We start from the raw sequence: 19686 nt of genomic DNA, 5'->3' as shown, positions 1-19686 counted from the left end.
ATTCAGCCTTCGTGCGTGAAGAACAAGGTGGCAAGAGGAGGTAGCGTCAGCGACAAGGATTGCGCGTGGCCGTGAGCGGGTTGGTCGGCGGACTGCGCCGCGCCCTGGTTGCCTTGGCCCGAGCCGCCGTACCAACCGGCGTCGGTGTTCAGCGTTTCGGCCCAGCGCCCCGCCAGCGGCACGCCGACGCGGTAGCCGTGGCGGGTAACGGGGGTGAAATTGCAGATGGCCAGCATGGTCGATGCGCCGCTGCGGCGCAGGAACGCGGCCACGCTGTTGTCGGCGTCGTCCATGACCAGCCACGCGAAGCCTTCGGGCTGGGCGTCCATTTCGTGCAGGGCGGGCGAATCGCGATACACGCGGTTCAGGTCCGCGACCAGGCGCTGCACGCCTTTGTGGCCTGCGTCGTCCAGCAGGCTCCAGTTGATGGTGGCGTCGTGATTCCATTCGGCCGGCTGCGCCAGCTCGCCGCCCATGAACAGCAGCTTCTTGCCGGGATGCGCCCACATGAAGCCCAGGTAGGCGCGCAGGTTCGCCAGCTTGGTGCCGTGGTCGCCCGGCATCTTGTTCAGCAGCGAGCCCTTGCCGTGCACCACTTCGTCATGCGATAGCGGCAGGATGAAGCGTTCGGAATAGGCGTAGGCCATGCCGAAGGTGATGTCGTGATGGTGATACTTGCGATACACGGGGTCTTCCTCCATGTAGCGCAGCGTGTCGTGCATCCACCCCATGTTCCATTTGTAGTGAAAGCCCAGGCCGCCCTCGGACACCGGCGCCGTCACGCCCGGCCATGCGGTGGATTCTTCGGCCACCACGATGGCGTCCGGCGCTTCGTGGCGTACGGTGCTGTTCAGGTCGCGCAGGAACGCCACGGCTTCCAGGTTCTCGCGGCCGCCATACACGTTGGGAATCCACTCGCCGGCCTTGCGGCTGTAGTCGCGATAAAGCATCGAGGCCACCGCGTCCACGCGCAGGCCGTCGATATGGAATTGGCGCAGCCAGTGCACCGCGCTGGCGATCATGAACGCTTTGACTTCGGTGCGGCCCAGGTTGTAGACCAGCGTGTTCCAGTCGGGGTGATAGCCTTCGCGCGGATCTGCGTATTCATACAACGGCGTGCCGTCAAAGCGCGCCAGCCCATGCGCGTCGTTCGGAAAGTGCGCGGGCACCCAGTCCAGGATCACGCCCACGCCCATGGCGTGGCAGCGGTCCACGAAGCGGGCGAATGCCGCCGGCGGGCCAAAGCGCGCCGACGGGGCAAACATGCCCAGCGGCTGGTAGCCCCAGGACCCGCCGAACGGGTATTCCATGATGGGCATCAACTCCACATGGGTGAAGCCCATGGCGTGCGCATAGGCCGGCAGCTTGTCGGCCAGCTGGTCCCAGACGCAGCGTTCGTTGTCGGCGGCCACCCACGAGCCGGCCTGCACTTCGTAAATCGAAATGGGCGCGTCAGGCTGTTGGCACGCGCCGCGCGATTGCATCCAGTCTTCGTCCGTCCAGACGTGGGGCGTGGGGTCGTCCACTACCGACGCGGTCGCGGGTGCGGCCTGCGCGCGCCGTGCCATGGGGTCGGCCTTGAACACGATGGCGCCCGCGCTATCGGTGATGGCGAACTTGTAGCAATCGCCGGCGCATACGCCGGGGATGAACAATTCCCACACGCCGGCGGCGTGGCGCAGGCGCATGGGGTGCCGGCGGCTGTCCCAGCTGTTGAAGTCGCCCACCACCGCGACGCGGCGCGCATTGGGCGCCCAGACCGCGCAACGCAGCCCGGACACGCCGTTCATTTCCACCAGGCGCGCGCCCAGCAAGTCCAGCGCCGCGCGCCAGTCCCCGCTGGACAAGGCGCCCAGGTCCGCGTCCGACAACACCGGCCCGAAGGCATACGGGTCCGCCGTCACCTGCTCCGTGCCGGGCCATTGGATGGCCAGTTGATAAGAGGCCGGGTCGCCGGGGCGGGCGCCGGGTGCGGCGCCGGTGTACAGGCCGTGTGCTTGTTCATGCAGTGGCGTCCGGGTGCCATCCGCGCTGATCACCGCCACCGCGTTGGCGCCGGGCAGCAGCGCGCGAACGGCGCCGTCATGCGGTCCCAGCACGGCGAAGGGGTCGGCGTGCTGGCCCCCGGCCAGGGCTTGCAGCGTGGCCGCGTCAACCTGGCCGGCGGGGGTGGAGGACGGCGGCAAGCCACCGTTGTCAGGAAGGCTCATCGTGTTTTTTCCTCGGCGCTGATCGCCGCATCTTGCAAGAGTTCTCGTGCCAGTCCGGTCAGGGCGCACAGCGGGATAGAGATCCAGTCCGGCCGGTGCGCGGCTTCGTAGCTGACTTCGTAAGCGGCTTTTTCCAGTTGGGCCAGCTTGAGCAGGGTGTCTTCCTGCGCGCCCGGCAGCGCAATAGCCGTGGACGCCGCTTCCTGGTAGCCCTGCAAGAAGGCCTCGACCGCGCGCGACCCGAAGCGCGCCAGCAGCGTGTCACGCAGATCCTGCGGCACGCCCGGCGCGGCGGCCGAGTCGGCGGCCCCCGCGTTGGCGTCGGTGGGCGCACCGCCCATCGGGTCCGATCGCGCCACCGACGCGGCGGCGTAATCGAACGAGCGCAGCATGCCCGCCACGTCCTTGTACGGCGTGGTGATGTTGCGCCGGGCCTCCAGCGTCTGGATTGGTTCGCCTTCGAAGTCGATCAGGTAGGCGTCGGTCTGCGCCACCAGCACCTGGCCCAGGTGGAAGTCGCCATGCACGCGAATCAGCGGCGCGCCCACCAACGCCTGCGCCATCGTGTCCACCTGCTTGCGCAGCCGGTCGCGATGTTCAAACAGCCACTGCGCGCAAGCGTGCGACGGCGCTTCCAGGCGGTCCATCACCGCGCGCAGGTCCTCGTCGGCGCGGTCCAGTTGCCCGGCGATGCGCGTGGCGTGCGCCTGGGCATCCTCGGCGGTGGCCGTCTGCACCGGAAAGGCCGGGTCGTCCGTGGCTTGCGCCAGCGCGTTGTGCAGCTCGGCCAGACGGCGGCCGATGGTGCCGGCCATCACCGTGTAGCCTTCCAGGCTGGCTTCGAATTCCTCGGGGCTGTTGCCGCCCAGCAGGGCCGCGCCCAGCGTGCGTTTCAGGTAGTCCAGGGTCCACGTCCACGCATCGCCTTCGTTGCTGACGAAGGCGTGCATGACCGCCAGCGTGTGCGGCACCCCTTCGGCGTCCACGCGCACCACCTCGCCCAGCAGCGCGGGAATGTTGGCGTAGCCGGCGCGCGTCAGATGGCGCGACACCTCGACTTCCGGCGACACGCCGGGCTTCACATTGCGGATCAGCTTCAGGATGGCCTGGTTGGCCACGATCACCGAGCTATTCGATTGTTCGGCCCGAATCCACTGCAATTCGGGTTCCGTGCCAAAGTCCACGTCGGCCAGGCCGGGTTCAGGCAGGTAGCGGATGACGCCGGGTTTGTCGCCCGGCTTGCCGCCGTCGCGCCCGTCCAGTTCCTGCTTGGCGCGCAGCGCGTCGATCACGCCCAGCACAAAGCCGGGTTGCAGGAAGGCGTCGGCCAGCGTGCCCACTTCCGGGCCGCGCCGCACCCGCGCGATGGGGTATTGCACCTGCGCGGTTTCGTCCCACACCAACACGAACGGGGCTTGCACGCGCAGGCCGTCGTCTATGCCGTCTTCGGGTTCGACTTCGGCCCAATAGAATTCGCCACCGGCGCTGCGGCCGCCGCCCATGCCCGCGCTGCTGGCGGCAAAGGGCGTGGCGTAGGCCAGGCGCGCGCGAGATGGCGCCTTCGACCCCGGGAACCAGCGCTGGCGCGCCAGGTACTCGGGCAGCACTTCGTTTTCCAGCACGTTGCGCGACGAGTCCGTCAGCGCGGCGCCACCGCGCGACTTCAACACCAGCGTCGTCAGCTCGGGCATCTGGGCGGGGCCGCTGGCATGCCATCCCGGCGGCGCGGCGTCCATGCTCAGGTCCATCCAGTAAAAGCCGTAGGGCGGCAAGGTCAGCAGATAGGGCAGTTCACCGATGGCCGGAAACGGCGTGCCGCCCAGCATTTCCACCGGCACGCGGCCGTTGAATTCCTGCAAGGGCAGTTCCACCGGCTGCGCCGCGTTCGACAGGTTGGCCACGCACAGGATGGTGGTGTCGTTCCACTGCCGCAAGTAAGCCAGAATCTTGCGATTGCCGGCCTGGATGAAGCGCAGCGTGCCCCGGCCAAACGCATGCGTCTGGCGGCGCTGCGCCAACATGCGGCGCGTCCAGTTCAGCAGCGAATGCGGGTCGCGTTGCTGGGCTTCGACGTTGACCGCCTCGTAGCCGTACAACGGCCCCATCAATACCGGCAGCGGCAGGCGCTCGGGGTCAGCGCGCGAAAACCCGCCGTTGCGGTCCGGCGACCACTGCATCGGCGTGCGCACGCCGTCGCGGTCGCCCAGATGCACGTTGTCGCCCATGCCCAGTTCGTCGCCGTAGTACAGCACCGGCGTGCCGGGCATGGACAAGAGCAGGCTGTTCATCAGTTCGACGCGGCGGCGGTCGCGCTCCAGCAAGGGCGCCAGACGGCGGCGGATACCCAGGTTGATGCGCGCGCGCGGATCGGCGGCGTACACGCTCCACAGGTAATCGCGTTCGCGGCTGGTCACCATTTCCAGCGTCAGCTCGTCGTGGTTGCGCAGGAAAATAGCCCACTGGCAGGTGTCCGGAATATCCGGCGTCTGGCGGATGATGTCGGTAATCGGAAAGCGGTCTTCCTGCGCGATGGCCATGTACATGCGCGGCATCAGCGGAAAGTGGAACGACATATGGCATTCGTCGCCCGCGCCGAAATACTCCTGCGCATCCTCGGGCCACTGGTTCGCTTCGGCCAACAACAGCCGGCCCGGGTATTCCTGGTCGATCACCGCGCGGATCTGCTTGAGCACCTGGTGCGTTTCGGGCAGGTTTTCGTTGTTGGTGCCTTCGCGTTCCACCAGGTACGGCACGGCGTCCAGCCGCAGCCCGTCCACGCCCATGTCCAGCCAATAGCGCATGACGGACAGCACTTCCTTGAGCACCTGCGGGTTGTCGTAGTTCAGGTCGGGCTGATGGGAATAGAAGCGATGCCAGAAGTAGGCGTTGGCCTCGGGGTCCCACGTCCAGTTGGACTTTTCCGTGTCGCAAAAGATGATGCGCGTGCCGGCGTAGGCCTTGTCGTTGTCGGACCACACGTAGAAGTTGCGCGCCGCCGATCCCGGGCGCGAGGTGCGCGCCCGCTGAAACCAGCGGTGCTGGTCCGACGTGTGGTTGACCACCAGTTCGGTAATGACGCGCAGCCCGCGGGCGTGGGCTTCGCGGATCAGCTTGCGCACGTCGGCCACCGTGCCGTAGTCGGGATGCACGCCGCGATAGTCCGCGATGTCGTAGCCATCGTCGCGCCGGGGCGACGGGTAGAACGGCAGCAGCCAGATCGTGTTCACGCCCAGGCTGGCGATGTAATCCAACTTCATGATCAGGCCGGGCACGTCTCCCACCCCGTCGTCGTTCGAGTCGAAGAACGACTTCACATGCAGCTGATAGATAACGGCGTCCTTGTACCAAAGGCCGTCATCCTTGATGGGACTGGTTTCACTGATCATCGTGGGCTCCGGGCGTCAACCATGCAGGGACAGCCGCCAGACGCGATAGGGTTGGTCGGGGGACAGCGTCACGGTGCGCGTCGCGTCGCGCCAGGTCTCGTGGCTGTCCGTCAACAGGTCTTCGACTTCAAGATGAGCGGGCCTGGCGTCGCCGAACAACCAGAACGGCACCTCCAGATATGCGGTTTGCGGTTGGAAGGGGTCCAGGCTGATGACGGTAAGCACCACGTTGCCCAGACCCGGCGTGGCTTTGACAAAGGCCAGGACGCGGTCGTTGCCACTGCGCAGCGCGGTCAGCCCGCGATGCGTCTGCAAGGCCGGGTTGGCGCGGCGGATCTGGTTCAGCCGCGCGATCTCGGCGCGGATGTTGCCGGGCTGGCGCCAGTCGCGCGGGCGCAGTTCGTACTTTTCGGAATCCAGATATTCCTCTTTGCCCGGCACCGGCGCGGACTCGCACAGCTCGAAGCCGCTGTACACGCCCCACAGGCCCGAGCCCATGGCGGCCAGCGCGGCGCGGATCAAGAATCCCGGCCGCCCCGACGTCTGCAAGAACACCGGGTTGATATCCGGCGTGTTCACAAAGAAGTGCGGGCGGAAAAAATCGGCCGGCGGCGGGTTCGAGATTTCTTCCAGATACGCCTGCAACTCGGCGCGTTCGTTGCGCCACGTGAAGTACGTGTACGACTGCGTGAAGCCCACCTTGGCCAGGCGGTACATCATCTTGGGCCGGGTAAAGGCTTCAGACAGGAACAGCACATCGGGGTGCTGCCCGTGCACCTCGGCAATCAGCCATTGCCAGAAGGGCAGCGGCTTGGTGTGCGGGTTGTCCACGCGAAAGATCCGCACGCCCTTGTCCACCCAGAACAGCACCACGTCGCGCAGCGCGCGCCACAGCGCCAGCTTGCGCGCGCGGCGGGGCGGCGAGCCGTAGAACGACACGTTGACGATGTCCTGGTACTTCTTGGGCGGGTTCTCGGCGTAGCGGATGGAACCGTCGGGGCGCCATGAGAACCAATCGGGATGCGACTTCAACCAGGGATGGTCGGGCGAACACTGGATGGCAAAGTCCAGCGCCATTTCCATGCCGTGCTCGCGCGCGGCGCTGACCAGTCGCAGAAAATCATCCAGCGATCCCAGCTTGGGCTCGATGGCGTCATGGCCGCCGTCGGCCGACCCGATAGCGTACGGGCTGCCCACGTCGTCCGGCCCGGCGATCAGGCTGTTGTTCGGCCCCTTGCGATTGCGCAGGCCGATGGGGTGTATCGGCGGCAGGTACAGCACGTCAAAGCCCATTTCCTGAATATCGGGCAGGCGCGCGATGACGTCGTCAAACGTGCCATGGCGGCCGGGCTCGCGGGCTTGCGACCGAGGAAACAATTCATACCAGGCGCTGTGGCACGCTTGCGGGCGGTCGACCCAGACGGGATACGGGTCGGGCGTGACGGTTTCAAACGGGCGCGCGTCCAGTTCCCGCATCGCCTGCGCCAGCTCGCCGCCCAGCAGCAGCGCAATGTGCGCGTCGGTGGGTGCGATGTCGGTTTTGGCGCCGGGCAGGGCTTTCAACGCGGCCTTCACCACGGCCACGCTGTTGGCCGGATACGCGTGCTGGCTGGCGCGCTTGTCGGCTTCGCGCAGCAACAAGACGCCTTCGGACACCTCCAGGTGCACGTCCACTCCGGCCGCGTGCTTGACCTCAAGGTCATGGCGGTAGGTTTCCCAGACGTCGAACCACGCCGCCACCTGAAACTCGTGCGGCCCGATGCGGCGCGGTCGGAAGCTGGCTTGCCAGCGGTCGTTGGACAGCAGCTTGAGCGGCGTGCGCCGCCAGTTGGCTTCATCGGCGGCGCGCCAGCGGACTTCGCCCGCGATGCGGTCGTGGCCGTCCATCAGCAAGTCGGCCTGGACGGTGATGCGTTCGTGCACCGTGCACTTGATGGGGTGCGCACCGTCGTCAACGGCGGGCGATACGCTTTCGATGGCGATGCGCAGGCCCGCGCCGCCTTCCGTGCGCGGCCCGGGATGGCGCGAGGCTTCGCGCACGGGCGGCATCGGCGTCACGGCCATCAGGGCGCAACCGCCCGCGGGCAGGGTGTCACCCGCCAGCAGGGGCGCGTCGGTCATGCGTTGGGGCAGGATGTCGCCGGGCGGCAGGCTGGACGCCACGGCGTCCCAATCGATGCGCGCCGGGGCGGCTTCGTTCGGGTTCAATGCCAGCACCGCCGTGGCGCCGTCGGGCTCATCGCGCAGCACCAGCGTGGCGCGGCCGTCGCGGCCGCCCAGCACACGCGGCGGGCCGGCAGGCGCGTCACGCAGGCTGAGCCACTGGTTGATGTCCTGCAATTGGGGCGACGCGTCGATGTCGGCTTCCGCCGCCATCCACCCGTTGGCGGTAAAGGCAGCGGCCCACGCCAGCCGCGCATCGGCATGCGGCTTGTTCGGGGCGTCGCCGTGCAGCGGCGTCGTGCTGGCCAGCACCGGGGCCACGCGTTGCAGACGCGCGGCTTCTTCGGCCAGCCAGGCGGATTTGTAATCCCACCACGGCAGGGAAGAAAACACGCCGTCGAAACCGGCGTCGCGCAGCGTGTCCAGCTGATGCGCCGTCAGCCCCGGCGTCCAGGCCAGGCAATGCGGGGCGGTGGCGTGTTGGCGCAGCGGGTCCAGCACGCCGCGCCAGCTGGTGGCGGGCAAGCGCTGGGGGGCTTCGAATACAAAGCCGGCCACGCCGGCTTGCATCCAGCGCGCCAGCCGCGCCGACCAGGCCTGCGCGAACTCCGGCGGCGGCTCGCCGGCCAGGGCCATGACGCCCCACGTGCTGACAGGCAGGCGGGGGTCGCGCGCCGGGTCGTCGGGCGGCGGCAGATACCAGCCGGGCGGCGCGGTGGCGGGCGTGGCGTCCACCGAGACGCGGTCCAGCACCACGTGCAGCATCAAGGTCAGCCCTTGTGCGGCGGTGGCGCGCGACAGGCGGGCCAGCCGTTCGGTAATGGGTTCGGTGCCGTCGCCGGTCGGGCTGGCGTCGGCGTCGATGGGCGCCAGGGTGTGCGCGTCGGCCGACCGGACCCAGGGCGGCGGAATCAACACGGCGTTGAATCCGGCGCGCTGGATACGGGCCAGCCGGGCATCCAGCGCGGCGTCGGCCGTTGCCGCCGGGGCGCCGTCCGGCAAACCCTGTGGCGCGTGGCAGATGCGCAACGCGGTGGGCGGGGAGGGGACGGGCTTGGGGGCAGCGGCCATGCGTGTGCGCCTTGTGATCAGATGGGCATCGGCATGGAGCCACGGGCTTGCCGGGTCCGCCGTTGGCGAGTGTCGGCCGACCGGGCCGGCGCGGGTTCCGCAACCGCTTGCTCTTGAACCTGCGAGCGGCCGGTCAGGGATTGCAGCAATTCTTCGTACGCACCCACGGCACGCTGCCAGCTGAAGTCGGTGCTCATGGCATTGCGCTGCATGGCGCGCCACAGCATCGGGTGCTGGCGCAAGTGCATCGCGCGCGCCAGCGCAGCGGCCATGGCGTCGGGGTGGTCGCCGTCGAACAGCAGGCCGTTGGCGAACGCCATCGCCGTCAGGGGCGAATCCGAGCCGGGGTCTTCAATGGTGTCGGCCATCCCGCCCACGCGCGAGCCGATCGGCACGGTGCCGTAACGCATGGCGTACAGCGGCGTCAGGCCGAAGGGTTCGAAACGGCTGCCGTGCAGCAGGACGTCGCCACCGGCGTGCAGGCGATGCGCGCCCGCTTCGTTGTAGCCAATGCGCGTGGCGCAACGTTGGGGGTAGCGGTCGGCCAGCGCCTTCAAGGCGGTTTCCAGGCGACGGTCGCCTTGACCCAGGATGGCCACCTGCATTTCGGGGTGGGCATCCAGGGCGCGCGGCAAGGCTTCGGCCGCGACGTCGGCCATCTTCTGGTCGGTCAGGCGGCTGCCCATGACGACCAGCGTGGCTTGCGCATCCGGCGTCAGCCCGAATTCGCGTTGCAGCACCGTCTTGCACAGGCGCTTGTTGGCCAGGTCGCCCGCGGTGTAGCGCAACGGGCCCAGATGCGGGTCGCGCGACGGGTCCCACAGGGCGGTGTCGATGCCGTTCGGAATGGCGATCAGGTCGCTCGCGCGTTCACGCAGCAGGCCGTCCAGGCCGCAGCCGAATGCCGGCGTCAGGATTTCACGCGCGTAGGTGTGGCTGACGGTGGTGACGCGGTCGGCATGGGCGATGCCGGCCTTCATGAAGTTCAGCTTGTTCCAGGCAACGGCGGCGTGCTCGCCACGGTAGGCGGGCGGGATTCCATAGGCGGCGGCATCCTCTAGCGGGAACTGGCCTTGGAAAGCCATGTTGTGGATGGTCAAGACGGTTTTTACGTCCTGGATGCCGGCCTCGCGCATCAGCATCGGTGTCAAGGCCGCGTGCCAATCGTGCGCGTGCACCACATCGGGGCGCGCCAGCCCCGGCAGGCCGCGCGCGATACGCACGGCGGCGTGCGACAAGGCGGCGTAGCGCAGGCCGTTGTCAGGATGCTCCTGCCCGTCCTCGTCCACATACAGGCCGGCGCGGTCGTACAGCGCGTCGTTCTCAAGCAGCAGGAAAGACAGCTCGGACGTGGGGCACACGCCGGCCAGCAGGCGCGCGTCGCCGCCGGGCAGGTCTTCCAGCCGCGCCACTTCGCGCAAGCCGTCCAACTGCTTGGCCGCGCCTCGGTAGGCGGGCAGCAGGACGGTGGCGGGGATGCCTCGCTGGATCATCGCCCGCGTCATGCCGGTGATTGCATCGCCCAAGCCGCCCGTCTTTGCGAGCGGGAATGCTTCGGCAGCCACTATGAGAATTGTCGTCGCCATGCTTGTTGCTCCGGGGAAAGTCGGAGGGCCGCTGAAAAAGTGGGCCCGGTTCCGTAAGGCCGTCATATGCGCAAGTGGCGTGCCCAAGGGTGGGCCGCATAGGGAAAAGGCGGGCTTACCCTGGGGTGCGAGTCGTTGTTGCTGACGTTTGTAAATTTGGGAGCGGCGCAACAAACGCCGTCTTTACAGTCGCGAGGAACGGCGGTCGGGGACGGAGCCAGCGGGCCAGCCAGGCATGGCGATTGCGGCGCGCGCAGGCTCTGGTTTTTGCTGAACCGATTGAACCGATTGAAGCAATAGAACCGACTGAACCGACCATAAGGAGCGTCAACTTGAAAACCGTTTCCGATTTTGTCCTCGCCCGCCTGGGCGAATGGGGCGTACAGCGCGTGTTCGGATATCCCGGCGATGGGATCAACGGCCTGATTGGCGCGTTTGGAAGAAACAGCGAACTGGAATTCATCCAGGCGCGCCACGAGGAAGGGGCCGCGTTCATGGCCTGCGCCCATGCCAAGTTCACCGGGCAGGTGGGGGTGTGCATGGCCACCTCGGGCCCGGGCGCCATCCACCTGCTTAACGGCCTGTACGACGCCAAGATGGACCACCAGCCGGTGGTGGCCATCGTTGGCCAGCAAGCCCGCAGCTCGCTGGGTGGCGATTACCAGCAAGAGGTGGATCTGGTCAGCCTGTACAAGGACGTGGCGCACGACTTCGTGCACATGGTGACCTCGCCCGTGCAGGCGCGGCACATGATCGACCGCGCCATGCGTATCGCCATGGAGCGGCGCGGCGTGACCTGCCTGATCTTTCCCAATGATGTGCAAGACCTGGAAGCCGTGGAAACGCCGCCGCGCGAGCACGGCACCGTGCATACCGGCATTGGCCTGACCGCGCACGCCGCCGTGGCGCCCGAGGCGGCGCTGGATAACGCCGCGTCCATCCTGAACAGTGGCGAACGCGTGGCGATGCTGGTGGGCGCCGGCGCGCTGGACGCGGGCGACGAGGTGCGCGCCGTGGCCGAGCGGCTGGGCGCGGGCGTGGCCAAGGCGTTGCTGGGCAAGGCGGTGGTGCCGGACGAGCTGCCGTACGTAACGGGCGCCATCGGCCTGCTGGGGACGCAGCCCAGCTGGGAAATGATGAACGAATGCGACACCCTGTTGATGGTGGGCACGTCGTTTCCCTATGCCGAATTCCTGCCCAAGGAAGGGCAGGCGCGCGCGGTGCAGATCGACCTGGACGGGCGCAAGCTCAGCCTGCGGTATCCCGTGGAAGTGGGGCTGGTGGGCGATGCGCGCCTGACCTTGCAGGCGCTGTTGCCCAAGTTGCAACCCAAGACGTCTGACCGGTGGACCAAGAGCATTGAAAAGAAGGTGGCGCGGTGGCGCGAAACGGTGGTGTCGCGCGCCATGGTCGACGCCAAGGGCGTGAATCCGCAGCGCCCGTTCCTGGAGCTGTCCAGCCGGCTGCCGCCGCGTTGCATCGTCACCTGCGATTCCGGTTCGGCGGCCAACTGGTACGCGCGTGACGTGCATCTGCGCGAAGGCATGATGGGTTCGGTGTCGGGCGGGCTGGCCAGCATGGGTTGCGGCGTGCCTTACGCGGTGGCCGCCAAGCTGGCCCACCCCGGCCGGCCGGTGGTGGCACTGGTGGGCGACGGCGCGATGCAGATGCTGGGCATCAATGAACTGATCACCATCGCGCACCGCTGGAAGGACTGGTCCGACCCGACGCTGGTCGTGCTGGTGCTGAACAACGGCGACCTGAACCTGGTGACGTGGGAACAACGCGTCATGGGCGCCGACCCGCGCTTTGGCGATTCGCAATGGCTGCCGCACTTTTCCTATGCGGATTACGGCCGCATGCTGGGGCTGGAGGGCATACGCGTGACGGACCCCGAGGAAGTCGGCCCCGCCTGGGACCGCGCGCTGTCGGCCGGCCGCCCGACGGTGCTGGAGGTGGTGACCGACCCCGAGGTGCCGCCGATGCCGCCGCACATTTCGGCCAAGCAGTTCAAGGCGTACATGACGGCGCTGCGCAAGGAAGACGCCGCCACGGGCGCCGCCGCGCTGCGCGCCACGATCAAGCAGTGGTGGGCCAGCTGAACGCGGTGTCGCGTATCGAGCATCGCGCAATGGATGTCGTCGCCGTGTCCGGGCAGCTGGGCACGGCGCTTGCGGAGTTGCCTGTCCCTACCACCAGTACGCAGGGCGCAAGCCCCGCAAAGGAGATAGAACATGGAACAACATCAAACCAATATCGTCGGCGGCCCCAAGAGCAGCCCTGGCGGCCCCGGCCCCGAAGTCATGGCCGCCGGCACGCTGGAAGGCAATGACGTCTACAACTCGGCCGGCGAAGAGCTGGGGTCCATCAAGGACATCATGATTGACGTGCCGCGTGGTCGGGTCGCTTACGCGGTGCTGTCGCGCGGTGGCGTGCTGGGCATCGGCGACAAGCTGTTTGCCATTCCCTGGGCGGCCTTGACGCTGGATACCGACCGCAAGTGCTTCGTGCTGGACATCGACGAAGAAACCTTGAAGAACGCGCCGGGCTTTGACAAGGACAACTGGCCCAGCATGGCCGACGAAACGTGGGCGCGCAATCTGCACACGTACTACAAGCAGGACATCTACTGGTAAGGCGTCTGGCCGGGCCTGGGTGCCCGGCCGTCGTGCATCACGGCACCGGCCGCGGATCTCCCATCCGCGCGCCGGTGACCATTTCAGTAACCCAGTTCACCAGGATTGCCGTGTAGGCACGCTGCGCGGATTTTTCCGTCAGCGCGTGGTCGGCGCCGTCGATGATGCGATGCGTCAGCGAATGCGAGCGCCGGAACGCCGACCGGTAACTCATGATGGTGGAGTGCGGGATGAACGTGTCGTGTTCGGCTTCGACGATCAGCACGTCGCCGGCAAATTCGGTGCAGGCCTTCAGCGCCCGGTTCGATTCGGGCGCGACATAGCTATTGCGATAGGCGCGCAGCGTTTCCCGGTTCAACTGGTTTTTCGGCAGCAGCCATTCTTCGTCGCGATACAGCGCCGGCACGTGCAGCGCCAGCCAGCGCACGCGGCGCAGGCCGCTGAGCAGCGCCGCCAGGTAGCCGCCATAGCTGCTGCCCACCACCGCCACCGACCCCGAATCCAGAGACGGGTGCGACGCCAGCCGATCGTAGGCCGCCATGACGTCGCGCAGATTATCCTCGCGCGTCACTTGCAGCTGCTGTTCACGCGTGGCGGCATGGCCGCGCAGGTCGAACGTCAGGCAGACGCAACCCAGCGCGGCGATGCCCTTGGCGCGCGCCAGGTCAAACTGCTGGCTGCCGCCCCAACCGTGGATGAACAACACGCCCGGCACCTTGTCTTCCGGTGTCAGAAACGTGCCGTCCAGTTGCTGCCCGTCGACCGACAAGGCGATGGGATCACTATGCGCCGCCATCGGCGTCCTCCTCCAACACGCCCGCCCACTTGCTGATGTGGCCCACGGCCGAATCCACGCCGTGATACACCAGGTGCTGCGGGATGGGGCGAGGTTCTTGTTCGCCATAACGCTCGCGGGTGGCGGCGCGCACCGACATCAGCGACGGCGACAACGCAAACGCCTGCATGGCCGCCAGTTCGGCCAGGCTGGCGCCACCCGCGCGCCAGGATTGTTCCAGCACGCCCGCGCGTGGCTGCCCGGACGGGCTTTGCCCAAACGCCACGTCGTAGTTGCGACGCGACGCCAGCAATTGCGGGTAGGCGGTAGACACGGCGGTGTCGTACTGGCAGGCCAGGGCCACGGCTTGGCGCTCGTGTTCGTTCAGGTCCAGCGCGCGCAGGTCGTCGAACCCGCCGCGCGCCACGCGCAGCACCGAGCCGCCGTAGACCGGTATGCCCTGGTTGTCGGGCGTGAGCGACTGCGTGCCCACGTACGAAATTTCCATCTTGCCCACGCGCGCCCAGCCCACGCTGTAGGTGGACACGTCTTGCAGGTCTTCTTCCAGCACCAGCCCCAGCCGGCGCATGACAAGCGGCTCTTGCTCGGCCAGCGCCGCGCGCAGTTCGTCGGCGTTACGCACGACCACCTGGCCACGCCCCGCCGTGGCATCGACGGGTTTAAGGCGTAGCGGCCCCTGGCGCAGCAGCTGCAAGCCCGCGGCTTCGGCATCGGCCACGGTGAACGCGGTGTAGCCGTTCAACACCACGTCGCGCAGGGCGTCGCCCAGCTCGTGCACCCAGGCTTTGGGGGCACGGGCCTGGGCGGTGACCAGGCCGTGGGTGATGGCCTTGCCCGCCACGAAGGAGTGCGGGGCGACGCCGCCGTACAGGTCGGCAGGGCGCGTGATACCCAGGCGCGCCGCCCGAATCGCGCCGATGATGGTGCGGTCGGGCACGTAGTACGGAGGCGGCTCGTCGCGGTGCCGGGTGGGCCGGAAGTGGGGGTCGAAACGCCTGCCCAGCAACGCCGCCAGGCGGGCGGCCATGGCCTCTTGTGAAGCAATCTCGTGTTCGGACGCGGTGGCGCGGCGCGGGTACGCCACCACCAGATCGGACGCTGTCAGGGGCGGATTTTTCTTCATGGTCGCGGGTGCAGCAAGTCTTGTTCCCGGCCGGCCGGCGCATGCTTCTTGCGCCACGCGATGCGCGCTTCGAACAAGGGAAAGGCGGCCAGCGCCAGGCACATCGGCGCCAGTGCGTAGCAGGCGCGGTAAGCCAGCGCCGCGCCCAGCACTTCGGAATACGGCAGCCCGGGCGCCAGCACCGCCACGAAGATGGCTTCGGTGGTGCCCAGCCCACCCGGCACCCGGGTCAGCACTGCGGCGAAGCTTGAGCACAGCAGAATGCCCAGCACGACGGGGTAGGGCGCCTTGCCCTGCAACAGCACATAGGCGACGGCGCCCATGAACATCCATGACAGCCCGGCGAACACGCATTGCATGATCGCCATGCGCGCGCGTGGCAGCGTCACGCGCTGGCCCATCCACGTGGCCGACCGGCGCCGCGCGCGGGCGCATGCCCACACGTAGGCGGCCGCGCCCACCAGCATCACCGCGCCCAGCAGGCGCAGCACGCCGCTGCCCACGTCCCACCCTTGGGGCACCGGCAAGGCGCCGCTGACGAACACCGCGCCGGCCACCCAGGCATACCCGATCCAGTTCGATGCAGCCGAGAACACCGCCACGCGCGTGGCTACCGCCTTGCGGCAACCCAGCCGCGCGTACAGGCGCAGGCGCGCGCCCAGGCCGCCCACCAGCACGCCCAGGCTGAGGTTCAGCGCGTAGCTGACCATGGCCACGCCCAGCACCGTGGGCCAGCCTAGTTTGTGCCCGGTGTAGCGCTTGCCCAGCAGGTCCAGCGCGGCGTAGCTTAGATAGCCCAGCACGACCAGGCCGCTGGCCATCAGAATGGCGTCGCGCGGTATACGGCGCATGGCCTGCCACACTTGCGGCCAGTCCACCGACCGGCCGAAATAAAACAGCAGCGCGGCGACCACCGCCAGGATCAGCCATGGCAGCACTTTCTTGATGCGCGGCCAGCGGTGGCGCAAGGTGCGCATGAATGTCGTTCGATATACCCTCATGCGGTCTCACCTTCGTCGGGGGTGGGCGGCTTGATGGTTTGCAGGCGCGGCTTGTGGGCCGGCAGCGAACCCGCCCACGCCGGAAAGCGCCGCAAGAAGTGAAACACCACCACGCCCACCCAGAAGCGGCGCAGCGCTCGGGTGGACTTGGGGCCGCTGGGCACGGGCTTGCAGTCCTGGGCGATCAGGCGGTCCAGGCTTTCGCGCAGCGCGGCGTTCAGCGAGCGGTCGCGCACCACGACATTGGCTTCCAGGTTCAAGGCCAGGCTTAGCGGGTCCAGGTTGCTGGAGCCCACGGTGGACCAGTCGTCGTCCACGCAGGCCACCTTGCCATGCAGCGGGCGCTTGCAATATTCGTAGATTTCAACGCCCGCGTTCTTCAGGTAGTCGTACAGCATGGTCGCCGCCAGCCGTGCCACCAGCATGTCGGGTTCGCCTTGCAGCAGCAGGCGCACGCGCACGCCACGGCGCGCGGCCTTGGTCAGGTCGCGCAGCAGGTGGTAGCCGGGAAAGAAGTAGGCGTTGGCAATCAGCACGTCGCGCTTGGCGGCGCGCAGGCCGGCGCGGTAGTAGCGTTCGATGTCGGTGGTGTGGCCGTCGTTGTCGCGCACGACCAGGCGGCCGCCGCCGTCGCCCTCGGGCACCGACGCCGCGGCCGCGCGGCGCCAGCGGCGGGGCCGCTTGCGGTTCAGCGCCGAGCGGGCGTAATCGGCAATGTCCGCCGCCAGGGGCCCGTCGATGCGCACGGCATAGTCCTGCTTGGCCTCGGGGCCGAAGTCGGCCAGGTGGTCGGCCGAAAAATTAATGCCCCCGATCATCGCGCACACGCCGTCGATCGCCACGATCTTGCGGTGCATGCGACGGAACACGTTGGTGCGGATGCCCAGCAGGCGAGGGCGCGGGTCGAAGATATGCAGGCGTACCCCGGCTTCGGTCATTTCGCCGATGAATTCGGGCGTCAGCACATCGGAGCCATAGCCGTCCACCAGCAGGTCCACGCTGACGCCGCGCTTGGCAGCCGCGATCAGGGTCTGCTGCAATTGTCGCCCCACCTTGTCTTCAAACAAGATGAAGGTTTCGACCAGGACTTCGCGCTGGGCGGCGTCAATGGCCTCGAACGCGGCCGGAAAATAAGCCTCGCCGTTTTCCAGCAAGGTGTAGCGGTTGCCTTCCCGCCATCCCAGTTCACCGGCACTCATAACGCAATCTCCGCGGATAGGGGTACGTGGTCGGACAGGCGCGACCACACGCGCGAGGCCAGCGGCATCGGCCGCCAGTCGCGCACATTTCGAACATAGATGCGGTCAAGCCGCAGCAGCGGCCAACGCGCGGGAAAGGTGCGGGCCGGGCGGCCCAGGCGGCTGGTGAACACTTCCTCGGTGCCGCAGCCGGCCATCTGGCGGTTCGCCTTGCCGCGCCAATCGTTGAAGTCACCGGCGATCAACAGCGGTTCGCCTTCGGGCACGTCGCGCGCCACCAGCTCGCACAGGCGGTTCATTTGCTGGCCGCGATGCTTTTCCAGCAGGCCCAGGTGTACGCAGATGGCGTGCACCGGCGCATCGCCCGGCACGCGCAGCACGCAGTGCAGCAGGCCGCGGCCTTCATGGCCGTCCACGCTGACGTCGTGATTCTCGTAGCGCTCGATGGGGTAGCGCGACAGGATCGCGTTGCCATGGTGGCCGGCCGGGTAGACGGCGTTGCGGCCGTAGGCGTAGTCCGACCACAGCGTGTCGGCCAGGAACTCGTACTGGGACAACGCCGGCCAGGCCTCTTGGTGCCGCTCGGCGTGCACCTGGTGTTCGCCCAGGACTTCCTGCAAGAACACCACATCGGGCGCGGCCAGGCGTAAGGCCTCGCGCAGGTCGTGCAGCATGAAACGCCGGTTGAAACTGGTGAATCCTTTATGGGTATTGACGGTGAGGACCGTCAGGCTCCGGCGGGATTCGTCGGTCGGGGCGGGCATGGACTCTCCGGAGGTGGTAGATCCGCACCCTGCGCAAGTTTCGTGCCTGAGCCCCTGCGCAGGCGGATTTTCATAGGGGAATCCTGTCCGGCGGGGCTCCCTCCTGGTAGCTTGCCGGACACGGAATTGCCCGCGCCGGTCAAAATTCCCCTGGCCCGCAGGGAGTGAACCGTGGCGGAAAAGTGGGGCCAGAGCCAGGCCGGGCAGGCATAAAAAGCGGATTCAGAATCTGTAAAAACAGGGTTGTGCACCGTTTTGGCCGGCGTCACAATCGACAACCTCAACCTGTATATCCGCCCAGTCGGCGCAAGGAGACCCCGCACTATGACGATTGCCCCTCAGCCCTTGGACGCGCGCGTCGTCACGGCCCTGTCGCGCATCACAACGGCCACGCTGACTACCGTGCTGTTGAAGAAAGGCCTGCGCAACGTATGGGTGCGCGGTGCGCGGCCGCTGGCGCCGGGCGCCACTCGTATCGTGGGACGCGCCTTCACGCTGCGCTTTGTGCCCGCGCGCGAAGACCTGGCGACCCCGGCGTCGTGGGCCTCGCCCATTTCGACGCGCGCCGCCATTGAAGATATGCCCGAAGGTTGCATCGCCGTGGTCGATGCCATGGGGGTCACGGACGCCGGCATTTTTGGCGATATCCTGTGCGCCCGCATGCGCAAGCGCGGCGTGGCGGCCTTGGTAACGGACGGCGTGGTGCGCGACCTGGAAGGCGTTGAAGGCACCGGGCTGCCGGTCTGGTGCGCCGGCGCGGCGGCGCCGCCTTCGGTGGCAGGGCTGACGTTTGTCGGCTGGCAGGAACCGGTGGGCTGCGGCGGCGTGGCGGTGTTTCCCAACGACGTCATCGTGCTGGACCGCGACGGCGCGGTGCTGATCCCGGCCGCGTTGCTGGACGACGTGGTCGACATCGCCATCGAGCAGGAACGGCTGGAAGGCTGGATCATGCAGCAGGTCGAGGCGGGCGAAAAGTTGCCCGGCCTGTATCCGCCCAATCAAGAAAACCAGGCGAAGTACCAGGCTTGGCGGGAGCAGCAGAGCCGCAGCGGGCCTTGAGCGGAAATCGGCAACATCGAATTTATGCCCGAAGCCGGACGGCGGCAAGCAACGTTTGCAGGCGGGCCGGCGGGGCGGGTGTCGCGCAAACCCAAGACGGCGCGTAAAATTCCGCCAAGACGCCGGCGCCCGCCGGCGTTGTGGATTGGACGCATGCGCACCGGATCGCCCCGTCGTTTACCCCATTACCCGCGTTTTGCCACGGCCGCCGATTTCGGGCGGCTGTTGCTGCTGCTGTTGCTGGTGGCGCGGGCGTGGGTGCCGACCGGGTACATGCCCGACGCGCAGGCGCTGCGCCAAGGCCGTCTGACCTTGGGCTTTTGCACGGCGGGCGGCAACGCGCTGGCGGCGTTGCAGGCGATGTCGTTACGGCAGGCGTCCACCGGTGGCCATCACGAGATGCACGGCCATCACGATCACCACGGTTCAGGGCAGGGCGATGATCGCGGCGCGGGCCAGGAATGTCCGTTTGGCCTGAGCGCGCATCAAATCCTGAACCTGCCGCCCTTGGCGGCCTTGGCGCCGGTGCTGCTGCACTGGCTGGCGCAGCCGGCTCTGAACGTGGACGGCCCGCGCCCGCCCATGCCCGCCACAGGCCCCCCGCTGGGCCCCCGGGCACCACCCTCGATAGACGGTTGACCCTGCACGCATGCGCCTTGCGCGCATGACCGTGGCCGCACTTTCGGTTCGAT

Annotated in this window: 13 protein-coding genes; 4 read left to right on the top strand and 9 right to left on the bottom strand. The window is 67.7% G+C overall.

All coding sequences use genetic code 11. From position 1 onward, the window contains the following. Positions 1–2: 2 nt before the first annotated feature. From glgB to glgA, 4 genes are read right to left on the bottom strand one after another with little or no spacing between them, the layout of a single operon-like run. Positions 3–2210, bottom strand: a complete 2208-nt coding sequence (gene glgB / locus KYT87_RS14540; protein WP_219992540.1) for a 1,4-alpha-glucan branching protein GlgB — start codon at positions 2208–2210, stop codon at positions 3–5. Then, positions 2207–5596 carry a maltose alpha-D-glucosyltransferase gene (gene treS / locus KYT87_RS14535; protein ID WP_219992539.1) on the bottom strand — a complete coding sequence of 1130 codons (3390 nt, stop codon included), beginning with the start codon at positions 5594–5596 and terminating at the stop codon, positions 2207–2209. The genes glgB and treS overlap by 4 nt, the downstream gene beginning before the upstream one ends. Before the next feature lie 15 nt (positions 5597–5611). Next, positions 5612–8830, bottom strand: a complete 3219-nt coding sequence (locus tag KYT87_RS14530; RefSeq protein ID WP_219992538.1) for an alpha-1,4-glucan--maltose-1-phosphate maltosyltransferase — start codon at positions 8828–8830, stop codon at positions 5612–5614. A 17-nt stretch (positions 8831–8847) separates the two neighbouring features. Then, on the bottom strand, positions 8848–10416 hold the full coding sequence (gene glgA, locus KYT87_RS14525) for a glycogen synthase GlgA (protein WP_104145450.1): 1569 nt from the start codon (positions 10414–10416) through the stop codon (positions 8848–8850). A gap of 332 nt (positions 10417–10748) precedes the next feature. Between glgA and KYT87_RS14520 the strand changes: the two genes are divergently transcribed. After that, positions 10749–12518, top strand: coding sequence for a thiamine pyrophosphate-requiring protein (locus KYT87_RS14520; protein ID WP_104145451.1), 1770 nt, complete (start codon positions 10749–10751; stop codon positions 12516–12518). Positions 12519–12650: 132 nt separating this feature from the next. Further along, entirely contained in the window at positions 12651–13052 is a 402-nt protein-coding gene (locus tag KYT87_RS14515; RefSeq protein ID WP_120155673.1) for a PRC-barrel domain-containing protein, read from the top strand. 37 nt (positions 13053–13089) lie between these two features. Here the strand turns inward: KYT87_RS14515 and KYT87_RS14510 are convergent, their stop codons facing one another. Genes KYT87_RS14510 through KYT87_RS14490 form a run of 5 tightly spaced genes read right to left on the bottom strand, consistent with a single transcriptional unit; the run spans position 13090 to position 17935 of the window. Next, the gene (locus tag KYT87_RS14510) at positions 13090–13848 is read right to left on the bottom strand and encodes a S9 family peptidase (protein ID WP_046805719.1); all 759 of its coding nucleotides are present in this window, start codon (positions 13846–13848) and stop codon (positions 13090–13092) included. Then, complete coding sequence (locus KYT87_RS14505) at positions 13835–14971, bottom strand: DUF3182 family protein (RefSeq protein WP_219992537.1); 1137 nt, start codon at positions 14969–14971, stop codon at positions 13835–13837. Before KYT87_RS14505 ends, KYT87_RS14510 begins: the two co-directional genes overlap by 14 nt. Next, positions 14968–15972, bottom strand: coding sequence for a lysylphosphatidylglycerol synthase domain-containing protein (locus KYT87_RS14500; RefSeq protein WP_104145454.1), 1005 nt, complete (start codon positions 15970–15972; stop codon positions 14968–14970). The genes KYT87_RS14505 and KYT87_RS14500 overlap by 4 nt, the downstream gene beginning before the upstream one ends. After that, positions 15969–17171, bottom strand: a complete 1203-nt coding sequence (clsB, locus tag KYT87_RS14495; protein WP_104145455.1) for a cardiolipin synthase ClsB — start codon at positions 17169–17171, stop codon at positions 15969–15971. The genes KYT87_RS14500 and clsB overlap by 4 nt, the downstream gene beginning before the upstream one ends. Beyond that, complete coding sequence (locus tag KYT87_RS14490) at positions 17168–17935, bottom strand: endonuclease/exonuclease/phosphatase family protein (protein ID WP_046805715.1); 768 nt, start codon at positions 17933–17935, stop codon at positions 17168–17170. Before KYT87_RS14490 ends, clsB begins: the two co-directional genes overlap by 4 nt. Positions 17936–18259: 324 nt before the next feature. On the opposite strand from KYT87_RS14490, the gene KYT87_RS14485 reads away from it, so the two are divergent. Both KYT87_RS14485 and KYT87_RS14480 read left to right on the top strand, forming a co-directional pair. Beyond that, on the top strand, positions 18260–18994 hold the full coding sequence (locus KYT87_RS14485) for a ribonuclease activity regulator RraA (protein ID WP_219992536.1): 735 nt from the start codon (positions 18260–18262) through the stop codon (positions 18992–18994). Positions 18995–19147: 153 nt separating this feature from the next. Next, on the top strand, positions 19148–19633 hold the full coding sequence (locus KYT87_RS14480) for a DUF2946 family protein (RefSeq protein WP_255594123.1): 486 nt from the start codon (positions 19148–19150) through the stop codon (positions 19631–19633). The last annotated feature ends 53 nt before the right edge of the window (positions 19634–19686 follow it).

This window comes from Achromobacter sp. ES-001, assembly GCF_019448355.1.
Classification (GTDB): domain Bacteria; phylum Pseudomonadota; class Gammaproteobacteria; order Burkholderiales; family Burkholderiaceae_B; genus Achromobacter; species Achromobacter spanius_B.
Note: the sequence above shows the minus strand (reverse complement) of the source record. Positions and strands in the feature narration are given on the sequence as shown.